At 47.4% G+C, this 18,699-nt stretch carries 12 protein-coding genes and 1 riboswitch; all 12 genes read right to left on the minus strand.

What is annotated here, in order from left to right; genetic code table 11:
* Window positions 1-79 precede the first annotated feature (79 nt).
* Complete coding sequence (locus SPSPH_RS13605) at window positions 80-466, minus strand: hypothetical protein (RefSeq protein WP_075756650.1); 387 nt, start codon at window positions 464-466, stop codon at window positions 80-82.
* Window positions 467-1,978: 1,512 nt separating this feature from the next.
* Entirely contained in the window at window positions 1,979-2,512 is a 534-nt protein-coding gene (locus SPSPH_RS13610; protein WP_075756649.1) for an imm11 family protein, read from the minus strand.
* An 18-nt stretch (window positions 2,513-2,530) separates the two neighbouring features.
* Window positions 2,531-10,075, minus strand: a complete 7,545-nt coding sequence (locus tag SPSPH_RS13615; protein ID WP_075756648.1) for a hemagglutinin repeat-containing protein — start codon at window positions 10,073-10,075, stop codon at window positions 2,531-2,533.
* A gap of 37 nt (window positions 10,076-10,112) precedes the next feature.
* The gene (locus SPSPH_RS13620) at window positions 10,113-11,810 is read right to left on the minus strand and encodes a ShlB/FhaC/HecB family hemolysin secretion/activation protein (RefSeq protein ID WP_075756647.1); all 1,698 of its coding nucleotides are present in this window, start codon (window positions 11,808-11,810) and stop codon (window positions 10,113-10,115) included.
* A 91-nt stretch (window positions 11,811-11,901) separates the two neighbouring features.
* Window positions 11,902-11,983, minus strand: a riboswitch (cyclic di-GMP riboswitch).
* A 193-nt stretch (window positions 11,984-12,176) separates the two neighbouring features.
* Window positions 12,177-12,830 (minus strand): bifunctional phosphoribosyl-AMP cyclohydrolase/phosphoribosyl-ATP diphosphatase HisIE, encoded by a 654-nt coding sequence (hisIE, locus tag SPSPH_RS13625; RefSeq protein ID WP_075756646.1) that lies wholly within the window; start codon window positions 12,828-12,830, stop codon window positions 12,177-12,179.
* Window positions 12,827-13,585 (minus strand): imidazole glycerol phosphate synthase subunit HisF, encoded by a 759-nt coding sequence (hisF, locus tag SPSPH_RS13630; protein WP_075756645.1) that lies wholly within the window; start codon window positions 13,583-13,585, stop codon window positions 12,827-12,829. The genes hisIE and hisF overlap by 4 nt, the downstream gene beginning before the upstream one ends.
* Window positions 13,585-14,322: a 1-(5-phosphoribosyl)-5-[(5-phosphoribosylamino)methylideneamino]imidazole-4-carboxamide isomerase gene (gene hisA / locus SPSPH_RS13635; protein WP_075756644.1), complete on the minus strand. Its 738-nt coding sequence runs from the start codon at window positions 14,320-14,322 to the stop codon at window positions 13,585-13,587. The genes hisF and hisA overlap by 1 nt, the downstream gene beginning before the upstream one ends.
* A gap of 4 nt (window positions 14,323-14,326) precedes the next feature.
* A complete protein-coding gene (gene hisH, locus SPSPH_RS13640; RefSeq protein WP_075756643.1) occupies window positions 14,327-14,959 on the minus strand; it encodes an imidazole glycerol phosphate synthase subunit HisH in 633 nt (210 codons plus the stop codon).
* A 14-nt stretch (window positions 14,960-14,973) separates the two neighbouring features.
* On the minus strand, window positions 14,974-15,561 hold the full coding sequence (hisB, locus tag SPSPH_RS13645; protein ID WP_075756642.1) for an imidazoleglycerol-phosphate dehydratase HisB: 588 nt from the start codon (window positions 15,559-15,561) through the stop codon (window positions 14,974-14,976).
* Window positions 15,558-16,601 carry a histidinol-phosphate transaminase gene (gene hisC / locus SPSPH_RS13650; protein WP_075756641.1) on the minus strand — a complete coding sequence of 348 codons (1,044 nt, stop codon included), beginning with the start codon at window positions 16,599-16,601 and terminating at the stop codon, window positions 15,558-15,560. Before hisC ends, hisB begins: the two co-directional genes overlap by 4 nt.
* Before the next feature lies 1 nt (window position 16,602).
* Window positions 16,603-17,943 (minus strand): histidinol dehydrogenase, encoded by a 1,341-nt coding sequence (hisD, locus tag SPSPH_RS13655; protein WP_075756640.1) that lies wholly within the window; start codon window positions 17,941-17,943, stop codon window positions 16,603-16,605.
* Entirely contained in the window at window positions 17,940-18,605 is a 666-nt protein-coding gene (hisG, locus tag SPSPH_RS13660) for an ATP phosphoribosyltransferase (protein WP_075756639.1), read from the minus strand. The genes hisD and hisG overlap by 4 nt, the downstream gene beginning before the upstream one ends.
* Window positions 18,606-18,699 lie beyond the last annotated feature (94 nt).

The following is an 18,699-nucleotide window of genomic DNA, read 5'->3' on the forward strand; positions in this document are numbered from 1 at the left end:
AGATAAGGAACAAAGGGACGTCAGACTGACCTCTTCTATTGATACTGTTGAGAAAAAAGTACGCGCCAACTTAGCTCTGTCATTCAAATTCTATATCTATCCTATCAACTTTTATTTCCACATATCTACCATCTAAATATCCATAGTCATGCAAATCTACTTCATCCTCGTCAAATCGTATCTGAATCCCCGCATCTAGAATGCGAGAATCTAAATCAAACTTTCCTCGAATGCAATATGCAAAAGTACTTCCAATTTGCTTAAAGCTATTTGAAGAATCCGCTGTTTCTTTCATGCCCAAATTGTCCAAAATAGTAACTCCAATATTTGCTTTATATTTTTTCCCTACCTCTATAGCAGGAAACCCCCAAGGAGCAAAACAAGTTAGGACAATTCCATCTGCCTCAATTATAACTTCTTCTTCAACGCATGGATTTAAACCCTTTACTAACACATCATATTCCACAATATTTACCTCACTCTACAGCATTAATTACGGGAGTATTGGGGACAATCAAAGGTATCAAAGAACGTTCCTTATTTGACAACTTTTGCTATTACGCCGCGTGATATTCCTGTTGCCCGCTCAATAGATAAACTTCTTTTTCTTTTAACTGAAGAATTACGTAATCTCGTTCTATTTTAGACCAGCTTATTATTGTGTGAATTTCCCGCCCGCCTGTATACTGCATTATTTTTCATCGTATTTCTTCTTCGCTTATATTTGTCCTGCCGGCTTCCGCTAAAAGAATCTTACTATATTTATCACACGTATCTTATCATATGCGTGACAAAAGGAGCGTCAGAGTGTGCGAAAATAACAGATTAGCAAACAGCCCAACAGGCAAGAGGAATCAAGGCTTCTATGATATAATAAGAGTATAGAAATCAGATTCCGAGGTGAATTGAGTGTCGCGATACATTGCTAGTCATACGGACAGAAATCAAATTAACCTAATACCTTCATCACTGGCTGAAATGGTTAGTGATGATAATCCAGTTCGAATTATTGATGTCTTTGTTGACAGTCTAGACTGTAAGTCAATGGGGTTTCGTTACTCAATACCAAAATGACATCAAGAAATGACATCAAGGGACGTTCCTGAAATGACATCAAGGGACGTTCCTTATTTGACAACTTTTTCTATTACGCCGCGATATTCCTGTTGCCCGCTCAATTTAACGAATAGATAAACTTCTTTTTCTTTTAACTGAAGAATTACGTAATCTCGTTCTATTTTAGACCAGCTTATTATTGCGTGAATTTCCCGCCCGCCTGTATTACTGCATTATTCTTCATCGTATTTCTTCTTCGCTTATATTTGTCCTGCCGGTTTCCTCTATAAAGGACCTTATAAAGGGACATCAAGGGACGTTCCTTATTTGACAACTTTTTCTATTACGCCGCGTGATATTCCTGTTGCCCGCTCAATTTGACGAATAGATAAACCTTCTTGTTCTTTTAACTGACGAATTACGTAATCTCGTTCTATTTTAGGCCAGCTTACTACTTCGTGAATTTCCCGCCCGCCTGTATTACTGCATTATTCTTCATGTATTTCTTCTTCGCTTATATTTGTCCTGCCGGTTTCCTCTATAAAGGACCTTAATAATTCATCACTATCCTATACGTGACAAAAAAGGAGCGTCCCTTTGTCCTACTTTGTCCCTAACTTCTATTTGATGATTGCCGCTATTTTTATATGAAATCAGCATTTTGGTAGGCATTTAGACTGAAGATATAGCATTTTCGCACGCTCTGGCGTCCCTTTGTCCTTCTAAATTCAATGTTAGTGCCTGTTTTTAATATCTAAGTGGTGAATGGAAATTATGGGAATTTGTTTTCGCACAGTCTGACGTCCCCTTTTGCCCTTACTACTACCAAGCCCGTTCGGGATTTTCACCCTATAGCAACCGCCCATGTCGGGCGAACAATCGAGAGGTCAGTGGATTTTACGTCCACTGACCTTTGAATATATTAAAATTCAGAATCCCATACTTGCTCAAATTTAAATCCTTCTAAGCCACTTTCAATCACCCTATTCCGAAATTCATCCGAAACAAAAGGCCTGCGTACTGGCTCATCAACAATCTTAAAAAGATGCTTACCCTTCACGCATTCTGGTTTAAATGCATACCTGTTAAATAACATAATTCTTCCTGAACTCTTGTACCTTTCAAAATCCGCCCTTTCATAATCAATACAATCTACAACATCAAGAACATTAATAATATAATACTCACCACCACTACATACTAAAGGTAACACCTCTACGACATCATCAATTAAATCTTTTAAAATCGATATTGCTTTTAGACTTAAAACAGGAGCACCACTTGATAGACCAGGAGTATCACTTTTCTTACTATCTTTTATTACGCGTACAGCTAAAGGAGTCCAAGTGTCAATAAGTTTTTTTCCATCAAACCTTAATTTTTCCCAATCCTCTTGTTTTAGTGTCGTTAAGTTTTCGAAATTGTCAACATCCGCAATCAAATGCCATATCTTCACACTTATTTTAACTCCTTTCTAATTCATGAATGTCCCATTTTTTAACTGGTTCGAAATTTTGTTTAAAATATCGAGTGCTTCTTCTTTAGTTGTTACATCTTGCAGTAAGTTTGTAACTTTTTCATAATAAGCATTAGTATGCAGGCTAGGATGATATGCTGAATTACTTACATCTTTTACTGTAGGTAAAAATACCCCATTAGCAGCATCATCGATATCTATTCCATATTTCTGCAATATTGCCCTTGCTTCATTTGCTTTCACAGAATTACCTGCGACTATATGATGGGCTGCACTTGCATAATCTGGTCGTTCTACGCCTGCCGCCACTAGATTATCGCCTAATTTTCTCGATGAAGCAGATGTAATTTTTTCGACCTCTTTGACTACTAATTTACCACCATCATCCGCAAGATGCATGACAATTGCTGTACCATCAGATAAAAGCTTAGTCGCGACTTTTTCTCCAGGAACAATGTCGCCAACAAAGGACCATCCAGCGCCAGCTAGATCTCCTTCACTATAAGCTATAGCTGTACCAAATCCCGGAAGAACAGAAGCTATCCATGTCTTAATTTTGCGCAGATTTAAAACCTCATCTGAGCTTGAGCTCGTTAGCATTTCTTGTGCTTTAGAAGCTATGAATTGCTCTATTCTATCTCGTTCTTTCGGATCCATCTTTTTTAATGTACTTTCACTTATACCTAGTGGATCCATTATTTCATCTTGCGCATAGTCTACTGCTGTCCAGTATTTTTCAATGTTTTCTTTTGCTTTCTGTCTTTCTTCAGGATCTTCAATTTTCTCGCAAGCCGCAAGCTGTTTAGCTCTTTCCTCTTTCTGCCAATGCGATAGATAGTTATTCTTTGTCTCACTAACTGCTGTACTGGCCCCGGTTTGAGCACTACCACCCACGACTTTTGCCGCAGCAGCACCCAGAACCGCGCTGGCCCATTGCATGAGTGCCGGATCTTTAATGTTCGCCAATTCATTTATGACGATTTGGTTAAAAGCTGCCCCGGCAGCACCTGAGGCAAAACTACCGCCACCGAGTTTGGCCATTAAACCGCCGGCAAATGCGTCCAGTGTGATTTTTTCAAGACTACCCTCCGGCAATCCCAGATTACCAATTGCTTTAAATACTTCTTCACCAAATAAGCCTGCTAATTCCTGCTGTTCTTGCACTGTTTGTTTATCAAAGATTTTTCCCAAGGCATTTAGCGTATTACTGGTATCACGACTTAATCCGCTCAAATCCTGATTTGGATTACTCCGTACTTCAATGGTCCCCGGTGAAATAGCAGATTGTGTCGTACTCTCTGCTTCCCCGCTTGCCGTTACACCAATATTGGGAGTTAACCCTTTGTTTTTCTTTTCTATGTCTTTTCCGTTGGCATCTTTTCCTGCTGCATAGCCGACGCCCATGCTACTGGAGCTATATTTGGCCTTATTGTGCAAATCCATCCATGTCAGCGTATCGGTACTAATCTTATTCTTATCCGGTGTAGCCTCACTGCTAATAACCGAGCCTTTCAGGTCGGTGTTTTTACCAACATGGATATCAAATCCGTCTTCACCTGCAAAAATACCTGCCTGATCAATAACACTATTGTAATCAGAGTTAATTTTACCGGTACCGATAGAACCATGAGTACCGCTAATTTTGCCTGTACCAAAGCCAATATTTCCGCCTTTAGTTTTCTCGGTGTAGGTCTCGCTATCCTGCTTACTAATAATAGTTAGATTGCCGCCAACATTAGCAACCACTTTTTCGCCTGTAATCTGAGAACCGATTATATTGGTATCGTCTCCAGACTTTAAGGTCGCAGTACCGTCGGCATTGATTACGCTTTCGGTATTGGTCGTGGTTGACTGATTTTCTTTGCCCTTGCTGGCGCCGACACTGCCGGTGATACCGTTGAAGGTTCCTGACAAGCCAAAGGAAGCGCCAAGGGAAGCCGAGGAGGAGCTTGTCTTGGTGTCGGTTTGCGAAACATTTTGGGCAGATCCGATATTAAGGTTTTTCGCTGCATCAAGGGTTACATCATGGGCATTAATATTGGTTGCCTTAAGATTGACATCGCCTGCAGTACCTGTAATGGTGACGTCGCCGCCGGCAGTTATGTTGGAGGTGTTTACGGTCTCAACATGGGTGTTTTGCTCGAACTTGGTTTTACTTGTGCCAATGCTGACGTTGATGGACAGGTCATCTTTGAAGTTGCCTTCCAGTTTATCTCCGAGTTTCTTTAAGTCCTGCTGGGCTTTGAAACCATAGAGGGCCTGGAGGCGATTATCCTGGACATCGCCTGCACGGTTTATGTCATGGGCGAGGTTTGTACCCAGGTCTACGACAGTTCCCCCCAGGGATACAGACAAGCCGCTCTGCTTAAATTCATACTTGTATTGGCTGTCGTAGGTATTAGTGGTGTTGTCAATGGTCACGTTTTTGCCGGTGATATTAGTGTCGTTGCCGCTGGCAATCAGGGTGCCTGCACTGTTTACATCGTTGCCTGCCGTGACGGTAACATTACCGGCCAGGGAGCCGACAGTGCTGCCGACTTCGGCTTTGACTTGCTCGTTCAGGGTTGTCGTCTGGGTCTGCTTACCGATGGTGAAGCCGAGTCCGCCGCCGCTGAAGAGGCCGGATTTTTTCACGCGTTTGTAGTGTTCTTCTTTGCCGGTTTCCTGAGCGGAAGTCAGGGTTATGTTGTCATCGGCATGAAGGATAATATCGTTGGTGCCAATGACGTTACTGCCTTTAACGGTGAGGTCTTTACCGGAATTAATAGTTACCGAGTCACCGGAAAGGGTGCTGCCTTGTACTTCGTTGACTAAGGCATAGTCAAGAGTATCTGTGGTTTTAGATGAGAAGGTTCCTTTCTTTTTCCGATGAGTCTGGACGAGCGACTCATGTTTTTCCTTAACTTCCTGAATGGTTACATCTTGATCGGCTTCGATGGAGATTTTTCCGTTGTCACTGTAAATATGGCTGCCGGCAATTGTGATATTGCCGCCGTTAGCGGTAGGAGTCTCCGGGTTAACCGCGGTAATATTGACGTTGCCGCCTGCCTGCAGGGTGCTGCCAATGACGGTTTCATCGTCAGTGCGGGTTCGCTTCCAGTTCCGGCTGGTTCCAACCTTTTTATCCAGCAATTCCTCATCTTTAACTGCGCTAATGTTAATATTGCCGGCTAAGGAAGTTAGGGTAAGGTCTTCACCTGCATTTACCTGAGCCCCGCTTAGGGTGGCATCTTGCTGGCTTGTCATAGTTATGTTGTTACCAGCTTCAATATTGCTCACCACGTTAGTGATAGTATCCTCAAGATAGCGACTGCCAGTCGTCATACGCTCTTGCGTTTGAATAGTGCCAATAGTAAGATCACGGCCAGCATCAGCGGCTATATCTGAACCAGCCTTTAAGTTTGTGCCATTGACAGCTATATCGCGGCCAGCTTCCATAATAAGGTTTTCTCCGGCGATAATAGATGCCGTATTGCCAGCCGAAGTCCGGAGCAGGAAGGGGAGTTCTGTTGTGGAAGTAAAGGTTTCGCTCTTGATATCCCGGTCAGCATTTAAGTTAATATTATTACCGGCAATCACACCGCTTATGTTTGTAATATCCTCAGTTGCGCTAATTGTAGTGTCCTGACCGCCGTTAATGGTACCACCGATATTATTTACATTATGAGCATCAATGGTTGCACTCTGAATCGCTTTAATTGTGCCGCTATTATTTACCGTATCACCGGTAATGATTACACGGTCGCCGGTGATTATGGCTCCATCAGCATGCAGGCTAGTAGCGTTAGCCTGCGTCAAATATACAACAGGCACTAGAACTTTCTGACCGTTTACTTCCTGTTCAACCAGCCAAACGATATCGGATGTAAGCTGAGCCATCTGCACTGCTGTCAGTGCAATACCAACTTGTAGATTGAAGGCTTTGGCATAAGTAGCGCCGTTTTCTAGCAGAGCTTTATATTGCGCTTCGGCGTTATCATAACCTGGCAAATACACCCGGCCCGTAAGGCTGGTTATTTGTTCACGAACTAATTTTTGCTCATAGTAACCATCACCTAACCGCTTCATCGTTGTAGCAGGGTCAATATTCAACTGTTGCAGCATATAGTCACTGGTGATGAAGTTTTTATAAGAAGCAAATCGGGGATTGGTTTCCACAAGATAGCGGGCCGTAGGCTCAGTCTGAACTGTATACATACCGTTCTGTGGCAAGACTATCGTTCCACTATGATTCGTCTGAGGATTGGAAATAGGCCCGGTCGAAGCAGAGGGAAGTAAAGCATGATGGTTTGTACCATTCACACTTCCTGGAGCTACAACACTGTTATTAACGCTGCCTTGGATAGTGATTTTTTGATTGCCGCTGAAAACAGCCGCAATACCACCTGGAAGTTGTTCGGTGATTGTGTCTGTATAGCCTTGTCCAATTACGCCGTTATGCCAAAAGGCCGGACTACGAAACCACCCCATTCCAAGGCTCCTGTAACGATCATCTGTTATTCTAAATTCTCTATCAGATAAATAGGCCCTTACATCTGCATATACCAATTGCCTTCTCAACATTCGTTGATTACCTAATGCTGTGTTATTAACAGTAGCGCCAATGACTGTATTTAGCTCTTTAGCAGCAACAATAACGCTATATTCGTTATTGATCAGTAGAGTATCCAAAAATATATTCTGACCACTGACTAATCTACTAATTGAGGAATCCGCCTTTACTATCTTCTCAGATACTGTCTCAGACAAAAGCCAAACTGAAGGGAAACCAGGAGTCAACCGCTTAGCAGTTGTTAGCTTTTCTTCTAAACCTAAAGAAATACCATATAGATTAGGATATCTAGAATCAGTATGGATACCCTTCTGGTCATACTTCGTTTCTGAAATCGTTCTCTCTTCCCAAGTAACAGACTTTAATTTATTCCTCAACTCATTAGCGCTAATAATAATATCTCCATCAGCTTCAATATTCGCTGATTGGTTAAGCACATTGCTGGTTTTAATGGCAAATTGCCCATTGCCGTCTTTTTCAGCACTGCCCGCAATATTAAGGTTACCCTGGCTGTAAATGGATGCGTCATCTTTGTTCTCCAGACTAGTGGCAGCATACAGATTTAATTCGGCTTTTTTTAATGGGTCGATATCCGCACCGTTAAGATCTACTGCAACAATCAAAGCTTTATTTCCATCATTAGCAATGCGGTTTCCTGTAAGAGTGACCTTGTTACCAATTATATCGCCACGGTTTTGAATATCCCCTGTGGCATTAAGCGTTAGTGCATGATTCGCAATCATGGCTGCGCCAGCATCATTGATAATCTTGCTGCCTGATATAGTTAAATTACGTACGGCTTCTAGCGTACCTTGGTTGGAGATTTCCCCAATAGCGGTTACCGAAATATCTCGATTGGCTTTAAGCTGATTTCCTGCTTCGTTGGTAAAACCACCAGTCGCATGAATTGTTAAATTCTGGCCAGCCATAACTTCGCCGGCACCGCTGATTTTATCCACAGCTAAAGTTGCATTTTCTCCGGAACTCATTGTTCCGCTGGTGTTATCGACTTCTGATGCTACAACTGACAAAGTATGACCGGCTCCTACAATGCCTTGACGGTTATTCATGGGCGATGCACTCTGAGTAACAATTACATCCTGTTCTGCAGACAGATTCCCTAGTGTGTTGTCAATTCCTTCTGAAGTCGTTATCGTGAGATCACTTTTTGCCGTAACTTTACCAGAAACGTTGGATAGCTTATTAGCATTTACACCAACCTGGCCATTGCCACCAATATATCCATCATCATTTTGGACATCGCCTGTAACGGTTAGTGTTAAGCCGCTGCTATCTAAGTTAGCGATTGTTCCTCCTTGGTTGGCAAGAAACTGAGTATTAACAGTTAATCCTTTTCTAGTTTCCACTATACCCTGATTGTTGTCAATATTTCCTGAAACGGTAATAGACATAGCGCCATCAGCCGTAATGCTTCCCTGCTCACGATTTGTCAGGCTATTGGCATTTATGGTCAATGAGCTACCATTTGTAGCGAGATTCCCACCTGTATTGTCAATACCATTTACCGTTTTTATCGTAGTCGCATCTACTCCATATTGGGTTAGCTTACCGCCTTTATTGCTAATACTGTCGGCTAGAACTATCAATTGACCGGCATTGATTTCACTAGCTGTGTTACTTGCACTTTTATCATTTGTGACTGCTCCATTGGCAGTAATGGTTAAGGTATCGGCTACTTGCAGCGTACCGCCGATATTGTTAATATTATCCAAAACAGCAGTAAGATCAGCTCTGTTTCCGGCATATGTCTTAGCACTGGAAAGATCAATATCGGAAGCGTTCATAACTATGTTTCCACCTGCGATGTTTTGGCCATTTGCCTGTAAGGTGTTACTGGCAGAAATGTTCAGATTACCGGTATTTGTAACTGTTCCCCTATTATCTACACCTGCCCCCAGCGTACCGGAAGAAGAGACACGTTGGGCAGTGAGGTCTGTATTTCTAGCGGCAGCCATGGTGCCGCTGTTTTCGATAATATCGCCACCGGTAATTTTCATGTTATTTTGTGCATATAGAATTCCGGTATTTATTAGCGATTCCCCAGTGTATATCTGGACAGAACCGGAGGCAGACGTAGTTCCTGCCAGAGTGATTTTACCTTCATTAGTTAAGGTAAGGCTGCCGCTATTGGCAGACAGAGTTCCCTGGCTGTTGACACCGACGCCTTGTTCGGTCCCTACCAGTTTAATTTTGTTGGCATACATACCGCCTAAGGCACTAACGTCCAGAGCCACCAGGGGCTGGGTATCTTCACCGGTGATGGTGTGGGTGTGTAAGGTGTTGTAGTCGACTTGGTTGCTGCCGGTGATAGCGTTGAGTTCCTGGGCCCAGATACCGGCGTTGACGGTGACAGCCCGGCTGATGAGATCCACGCGGTCAGCCTCGCTGGCGTTGACGCCGTCTCCTTCGACACTGATGTGGCCACCGGTTACGCGAAAGGCTTCCAGGCTGCCGCCGCCGCCAAATACAGGTGTACCGGTGGTGAGCACACCCCGGTTGGTGTTGATGAAGCCAAAGCCGTTGCCGACAATGCCGTTGCGGTTGGCGATGATGACATCGGCCCGCTGACCGGCTACTTCGAGGTAGCCACGCAGGTGGCTGATCTGATGGCCGGTTACTTCGTTGAGGATGATGCGGGCAGAACCGCCCGCGAGGTTGGCATTGCCCTGTATGTAGCCTGCCAGTTGGGTCTTGGATAGTTTATAGGAGTTATTAAGAATAAGGCCGTTCTGGGTGATATCAAACTGCTGATAGAGGTTACGGGATACGCCTGCCGCCGACGGTTTGGCAATTTGCACGACGGTTGTCCCGTTTTGGGCCGTATCTATTGTCGGCCGGTGAGCGTTGGGTGCGTTGGCGTCGACGATTACCTGGGCTGCTGTCAAAGCCGGCTGTAAACTAAACAGCACCAGCGTAAGCCATGCCACCAGCGTTTTAGGTTTGCTCTTCCCTGAAGAAAAAAACTTCATTCTATTTCCTCCTTGAAATATCATGCCAAACAGGTCTTTAGATTTGATACAGCAGCTGGAACCCTAGCACTTGCTCCGGCACTTTCATCCCGGACGGCCGTTTGATGGGTGTACCGATAAATACGTCATACAGGGCACCGCCCAGGTTGCCCCGCAGGCCTAACGCCGAACCTATTAAGCTTTTGCCAAGGGTTTGGTCGGCTGAGGCGCCGCTAACCTGACCGGCGTCTACCGCCAGGTAGACTTCGGAACCAGAGTCTTGGAGGGGTATGCTGAGTTCGTTGCGCAGGTACCAGCCATTTTCAGCAGCCAGGGTCTGTTCGCCGTCAAAGCCCCGTACGGTATAACGGTTACCGATACTGAGAAATTCTGAGGCGTACAGCAGATTTTTGGTATATTGCCCGTGTAAGGCAACATTGTAGCTGGCTTTGGTCTTGCCGAGGCTGACAGGGGTTATGAGACTGGCGTCCAGTGTCCAGAGGTTATAGTGAGTGGTAGGCTCACCGGGCGCACTGTCGGCCGGGTCATCCTGGGCCCCAAACCAGGGTACGCCCCGCTTGTAGGCCAGGGTATAGTCAACAACGGTCTGGCCGTTGTATTGCCTGTGGTTTAGTGCCAGTTTGGCGGCGGTGGTTTTACGCCGCTGGATTTCAATTTCGGTGTCATCAATATAGGATTTGCTGGCAGCTTTGGTGACACTGAAGGCCAGGCTGGTTTTACGTGTCTGGTCACGATACACTAATTTTTCTGCTTTTACTTCAAGGTTGCGGGTCTGTCCTGAGGCAACAAACGCTGTGCCGTAATTATCAATGGTCTGATGGTATTTATATACCGAGCTGGACAGGGAATAGGTCCAGTAGCCGTGGGGAGCGGAATAGCTGAAGCTGTCTCCCCGGGTTCCATAGCGATAACCATTTTTTTCGGCATCCTTGTTAAAGGAGATGTGGAACAGGTCATTGATACCAAACAGGTTATCCACCGAGAGGGTTTCCGACGCTTGCAGCTTACCGGTAGCTTTGCTGCCGGAGTCGTCTAACGACAGGATGACTTTCCAGGGTTTTGTCCGGGTAACGGTAATTTGTACGATGGATTCACCGGGCTTGTCCCCGGGCAGCAGCTGCAGCTCAGCATCCTGGGAAGGGACGCGTTTCATTTGTTCCAGTCCCTGCTCAAGGTCGCGCAGGTTAAGAATATCGCCCGGTCTTGCGGGAAAGGCGCTTTTCCAGTCGACGCTGCCGGCAGGGTCAGATAATTGAATGTCTTTAATGGTACCGGGAACAACTTGCAGGGTAAGCACACCGGTTGCTATGTCCTGCTGGGGAATGAGCACTCTGGTTGTCACATAGCCGCGGTCGATAAAGGCGTTGGTAAGTGTTTTAACGATGAGGTTAATTCCTTGCCAGCCGATCTTCTGGCCCTGGTACTTGCTGGTGATGTCATGTACCCAGGGAAAACGCCCTGCTTCATCACCGGCTATGTTGATGGTACTGATGGGGAAGCTGGGGGTTTCAGCAGGCAGCACGATGGATTCACTACCCCGTTTTTCTTTTTGCAGGAAAACATCGTTCCCTTGTTGACGCTGGCTGCGCTCCTGTTCAGCCTGGCGGGCTTTGCGATTTTGTTCTTCTGTATCGGTGCGTGTTGGTGCCGCCCAAGCCAGATTCATACCGGTAAAATAGATGAGCAAGATGAGTGCGCAAAGCTTGATTATTTTTGAATATTTGGGCTTATCCATGTGCGCTATAGTCTCCTACTTTGATTTTTGTACGCTTGCTTTATTGACAATTTTATAAAATAAAAAATGACCGATAAAAAACCGGTCAGCTAAAAAATAAAGCCGGTTACACTAGCAGCTCCCCTTAACCCAAGTGTCCAGATACAGGCTAAGGTTCATCACTTTCATTATTTAACACACTATATTTACATAGCAAATGATGTAAGCATTTTTATAATTTAACTATTTTACATGATTTTGGAATTATTCGTCATATATCAGTAAATTCCTGCTATCAATTCTTTAAAAGGAATACAAATTTTTACATTATACGCGAGTAAGGATTGAAGTTAAAAGGAGCAGAGCGTTTCGCTCTACTCCCTCTCATTACTTCCTGCGGCTCTGCAATTCTGCCATTAATTCGCTTGGCGCGATCTCATGGTTTGCCAGGAGCACCAGGCAGTGGTACCAAAGATCGGCCATTTCATACAATATCTCGGCTTTGTCATTATTCTTCGACCCGATGATGGTCTCAGCCGCTTCTTCACCGACTTTTTTCAGGATTTTGTCCTGGCCTTTTTCAAACAGGTAGTTGGTGTACGAACCCTCTTTGGGGTTATGTTTGCGGTCATTGATGACATGGTATAGTTCATAGATCACATTGGCCAGCGGCTCTTTGTAGATTTTGCCGGGATCAACCAGGGTTTCCGCCTGGGCAGTTTCAGCGTCCAGTCTGCGGCTGAAGCAGGAGAAGGTGCCCTCGTGGCAGGCTGCGCCGGTTTGGTTTACTTTAACTAAGATGGTATCGGCATCACAATCATAATACATCTCTTTTACGGTTTGCACATGGCCGGAGGTTTCACCTTTCTGCCAAAGTGAGCGGCGGCTGCGGCTGTAGAACCAGGTTACACCGGTTTCCAGCGTTTTGCGCAAGGCTTCGGCATTCATATAGGCCAGCATCAGCACCGTTCCGGAAGCCTCATCCTGCACGATGGCCGGCACTAAGCCGTCAGCATTGTATTTTATCTTATCTATATTCATAGTCTCACCTCTACTCCACGGGATCTAAGATAGTCTTTTACCTGGCCTACGGTAAACTGGCCGTAGTGAAACACTGACGCCGCCAGCACGGCATCGGCCTTGCCTGCTGTTAACACCTCATAGAAGTGTTCCAGCTCACCGGCGCCACCTGAAGCAATGACCGGCACCTTGACGGCTTCCGATACCGCCCGTGTCAGGGGGATATCATAGCCGTCCTTGGTGCCGTCTTTGTCCATGCTTGTTAAGAGAATTTCCCCGGCCCCGAGCGCAGTGGCACGGGTAACCCATGCCAGCACATCCATACCGGTCGGCGTCCGTCCGCCGTTAATATATACTTCCCATTGGTCCGGTCCTGACCGGCGGGCATCCACGGCCAGCACAATGCACTGACGGCCAAAGCGTTTGGCGCCTTCGGTTAACAGCTCCGGATTTTTCACGGCTGCCGTGTTCAAAGAAACCTTGTCCGCCCCGGCTTTGAGCATTGTCCGGATATCCGCTACCGTACGAATGCCGCCGCCGACGGTGAAGGGAATAAATACTTCGGCCGCCACCTGTTCCACTACATCCACCATGGTCCTGCGTTCATCAGAGGAGGCCGTAATGTCAAGGAAAACCAGTTCGTCAGCTAGTTTAACATCATAGACCTTAGCCAGTTCCACCGGGTCACCGGCATCTCTCAGGCCAACAAAGTTAGTGCCTTTTACCACCCGTCCGTCTTTCACATCAAGACAGGGAATAATGCGTTTGGTATACACTACTCCATCCCCTCCCTGGCAAGAGCAATCGCCGCCGCTAAGTCAAGCGCCCCGGTGTAAATGGCTTTACCCACAATTACACCCTCAATGCCGCCGCCAAAGTTGGCTGCTTTTAGCGCCGTAATATCCTCAAGACTCTTAACGCCGCCGGAGGCAATCACCGGAATGCCTGCCGCCTTCGCCAGCGCGGCGGTTGCCGCCACATTGACGCCCTGCAGGGTACCGTCGCGGGAGATATCGGTATAAATAATCCGGGCAACACCGGCAGCAGCCATTTTCCTGGCCAGTTCTTCGGCCCCTACCCCGCCGGACACTTCCCAGCCGTCAACGGCCGCCTGGCCGTCCCGGGCATCAATACCCACAACAATCCGGCTGGCAAACTGCCGGCAGGCTTCCCGCACCAGCTCCGGGCTGCGGACAGCAGCAGAGCCTAATATTACCCGGCTGACACCGGCTGCCAGTACTTGTTCAATATTTTCCAGGGTGCGAATGCCGCCACCCAGTTGTACCGGAACAGGCACTGCTTTGGCTATCGCACTGACGATTTCCAGATTAACCGGTTTACCGGCTAAGGCGCCGTCCAAATCCACCACATGCAGGTATTCAGCACCGGCGGCTGCCCATTGGCGCGCCATATCAACCGGGTTATCGGCAAATACTGTCTCTTTATCAAAACGTCCTTCGGTCAGCCGGACACACCGCCCGCCCCGAATATCAATTGCCGGATAAATGATCATAATTTCAACTCCTTAAAAAGTTAGCCAAAATTGCCAAGCCGATTGCACTTGATTTTTCGGGATGAAATTGCACTGCCTGCACATTGCCGCTGCCTACGGCTGCCGTCACCGCACCGCCATACATAGTCACCGCGGTAACCACTGCCGGATTGTCAGGCACAGCATGGTAACTGTGGACGAAATAAACATAAGGGGCCGGCGGCAGCTTGGCAAAGAGCGGGCTGGCGGCCTTAAGCTCCAGATTGTTCCAGCCCATATGGGGGATTTTGAGTCCCGGGGCGACCAGCTTTCGCACCATTCCCGGCAAAATTCCGAGTCCCGGCACGCCGGGAGCTTCCTCACTGCCGTCAAATAATAACTGCAGCCCCAGGCAAATCCCCATAAAGGGTGTCCCGCTCCCGGCCACAGCTTTAATACTATCAATAAGACCATAACTGGTAAGGTTAGCCATACAGTCCCCAAATGCCCCCACGCCGGGCAGCACCACTTTGCCGGCACTGCGAATCACTGCCGGGTCGCTGGTAACTACGATGGCATACTCACTGCCATTTTCGGCGTTTAGTTTGGCAAATGCTTTGGACACACTGTGAAGATTGCCCATACCATAATCGATAATTGCTAAGGTTTTGAGCGCCATCGCTGAGCCTCCCCCTATATCGTTCCCTTAGTTGACATGACACCTTGTATCCTGTCATCCCGGCGCGTAGCCTCATCCAGTGCCCGCCCCAGCGCTTTAAAAATGGCTTCAATTATATGATGGGTATTCCTGCCTGATAACAGCCGCACATGCAGTGTAAGTCCGGCATGGAGGCTGAATGCCCGCAAAAATTCCTCCGTAAGCTCACTGTCAAACTGCCCCACCCGTTCACCGGGCAGTACGGCATCAAATACTAGATAGGGGCGGCCGCTGATATCCAGTGATACCATGGCCAGAGCTTCATCCATCGGCACAAAGGCTGTGCCATAACGCTTAATGCCGGTTTTGTCGCCCAACGCTTTAGCCAGGGCCTGCCCGAGGACAATGCCGGTGTCTTCTACCGTATGGTGGCCGTCAACCTGTAAATCACCGTTGGCCGTAACGGTTAGGTCAAACAGACCATGTTTGCCAAATAAGATGAGCATATGGTCGAAGAAGCCAATGCCTGTAGCCACCGCTGTCTGGCCGCTGCCATCAAGCGTCAAAGCCGCTTTGATGGCGGTTTCACCGGTTACCCGTTCCATACTGGCAGTACGGCTCATAAGCTTACAGCCTCCAGTACCGCATCATTTTCGGCCGGTGTGCCCACAGTAATGCGGATACAGCCAAGCAGGCCGGGAACTTTGCTGAAATCGCGGATGCCGATGCCCCGGGCGCTGAGCCGGTCAGCCAGCACTGCCGCCTGTTCACTCTTAATGAGCAGGAAGTTGGTTTGCGAGGGATATACCGTTATACCGGGAACAGCGCTAAGCACGGCTGTCAGGCGCTCCCGCTCGCGGCGGTTTTCCGCCAGGCTGTCGGCAAAAGCCCCGCGCATGCCGAATACCGTTTCAGCTGCCGTCAGGGTTAAGGCATTTACATTGTAGGGCAATAATACCTTGCCAATGGTCCTGACAATGGCTTCGTCAGCCAGCAGGTAGCCAGCCCGGGCTGCCGCCAGCCCATAGGCCTTGGAGAAAGTGCGGGCAATAGCAAGATTAGTATATTTGTTCAGCAAGTTCACTGAGCTTTTGCCGTAAAATTCGTGATAGGCTTCATCGACAACCACCAGGCTTTGCGTACTTTTCACAATGTACTCCACTTGTTCCGGCGGCATAACGGTCCCGGTAGGATTGTTCGGATTGCAGAGCAGAATAATGCCGGCTGCGTTTTCACGGGCAGCTGCCAGCAGCTTATCGGCGTCTACGGTGTAATCGGCAGTCAGCTCAACAGGTACAGGCCGGCTGTCTGCCAGTTTGGCATAAATGCCATACATGGAAAATGAGGGACTGGGATAGACAATACTGCGGCCGGCGCCGCCGAAAGCATAACATACGGCCTCCAGAATTTCACTGGAACCATTGCCGATAACCACGTTAGCGGCAGCTAAGCCAAAATCAGTGCCAATTGTGGTTTTTAACGACTGGGCACTTAGTTCGGGATACCGGTTAAACGGCAGGGCTGCCAGTTTTTCCAGGATTTTGGCCTTAACGGCCGGCGGCAGGTCAGCGGGCCGTTCATTGGCATCCAGTCTGATACGCCAGTTACTCTCTTCTACAGAATAGGCTTTCAGGGTTTCCAGCCCTAAACGCGGTGTAAACATCTTAATTCCCCCTCAGCCTAACCGCATTGGCATGCGCATCCAGTCCCTCGGCTTCTGCCAGCTTGATGACCTGGCTGCTGACAGCGGCCAGCGCTTCTTGGGTATAGGCAATAATACTGGTTTTTTTCATAAAGGTTTCCACATTAAGCACAGAGTAAAACCGGGCCGTCCCGCCGGTAGGCAAGACATGGTTGGGACCGGCAAAGTAGTCCCCCAGCGGCTCGGGTGAGTAGGCTCCCATAAAAATAGCACCGGCATGGCGGATATAGGGGAGCAGTTTCCACGGCTCTGCTGTCAGGAGTTCCAGGTGTTCGGGTGCGGAAAGATTGGCCAGTTCAACGGCTTCCAGGATTGTCGGCGTAACAATAATCAAGCCGTTATCCTCGATGGCTTGGGCGGCAATCTCCTGGCGCGGCAGGGCGGCCAGTTGTTTGTCCACTTCTTTACTTACCGCTTTCGCTAATTCAGCGCTGTCGGTGACAAGAATACTGGAAGCCAGGACATCATGCTCAGCCTGGCTCAGCATATCTGCCGCCACATAGCGGGGGTCTGCCGTGCTGTCAGCCACAATAAGAATCTCACTCGGACCTGCCAGCATATCAATATCCACATGACCATAAACCGCTTTTTTGGCCAAAGTAACAAAAATATTGCCAGGACCGGTAATCTTGTCAACCCTGGGAATGGTGCTTGTGCCAAAAGCCAGTGCCGCCACTGCCTGCGCACCACCGGCTTTGAATATTCTTGTTACTCCGGCCAGCTTGGCAGCTGCCAGCACATAGGGATTTACCCGCCCGTCCCTGCCTGGCGGCACAACCATGATAATTTCTTTTACCCCGGCCACAGCGGCCGGTACTGCGTTCATCAGCACAGAGGAAGGATAGGCGGCAGTACCACCGGGAACATAAATGCCCACCCGGTCAAGCGGTGTACACTTTTGCCCCAGTATTGAGCCATATTCACGTTCGGTAAACCAGGATTTGGGCAATTGCTCGGTATGAAACTTTCTGATATTAACAGCCGCCGCCTCCAATGCAGCCAGCACCTCGCCGTCAATGCCGGCCATCGCGCTCTCCAGCTCGTCTGCGGTTACTTCCAGGGCATCGGCAGTAAAATCGGCACCATCAAAAACTTTGGTGTACTTTAATACCGCTTCATCCCCCTGGCTGCGCACCTCTTCAACAATGCGTTCCACCACCTGGCTGGCTGAGAGAGCTTCGCCGAAGAGTTCTTTTATTCTGTTTTGGGCTCCTGTACCCAAAACTACTTTGTCAAAAGACGGTTTTTCCAATATTTCCGCCATTTCCTCTTTACTTAAAAAACTGCTGAATATTGTTTTCATGCTTTGGCCTCACTCTCTACCAGTTCTTTTAATCCTTCCACCATTTTATTGATCCGGTCAAATTTCATTTTAAAGCTCACCCGGTTGGCAATAAATCTGGCGGTTGCCGGCTGAATCTGCGCAACTTCCACCAAATTATTCTCTTTCAGCGTCCGGCCGGTTTCCACCAAATCCACAATAATCTCAGCCAAGCCTACCATGGGTGCTAATTCTATCGAACCGTTCAGCTTGATAATCTCCATCTGAATGCCAATACTATGAAAAAAGCTTTCCGCCACCCGCGGATATTTGGTGGCCACCCGCATATGGGCGTAATCGCTCAGTTTCTCCTGTTTGAGCGCCTGCGGCACCGCCACCATCATCCGGCAAAAGCCAAACTTTAAATCCAGCAGCTCGTAAACATCCTTGTTCTCTTCCAGCAGCACGTCTTTGCCAATAATGCCAATATCGGCGGCGCCATATTCCACATAGGTGGGTAAATCAGCTGTCTTAGTGATAATAAACCGGATTTTTTCCGCTTCATTGGTAATGACCAGTTTGCGCGAGCTCTCACTGAGACCTTCGGCCGTATAGCCGATTTTGGCCAGCATATTGGCCGAGAGGTCAAATAACTTGCCTTTGGGCAAGGCAATTGTCAGATAATCCATATCATTTGAGGTCATGTCATGCCTCCTATTTTCCTTCTCTATCATATTAAAGTATTAATTAGATAATATGCTAACACGATATATTATAAAGGTCAATAGCTCCCATATT

Origin of the sequence: Sporomusa sphaeroides DSM 2875, assembly GCF_001941975.2 — a bacterium.
GTDB lineage: Bacteria > Bacillota > Negativicutes > Sporomusales > Sporomusaceae > Sporomusa > Sporomusa sphaeroides.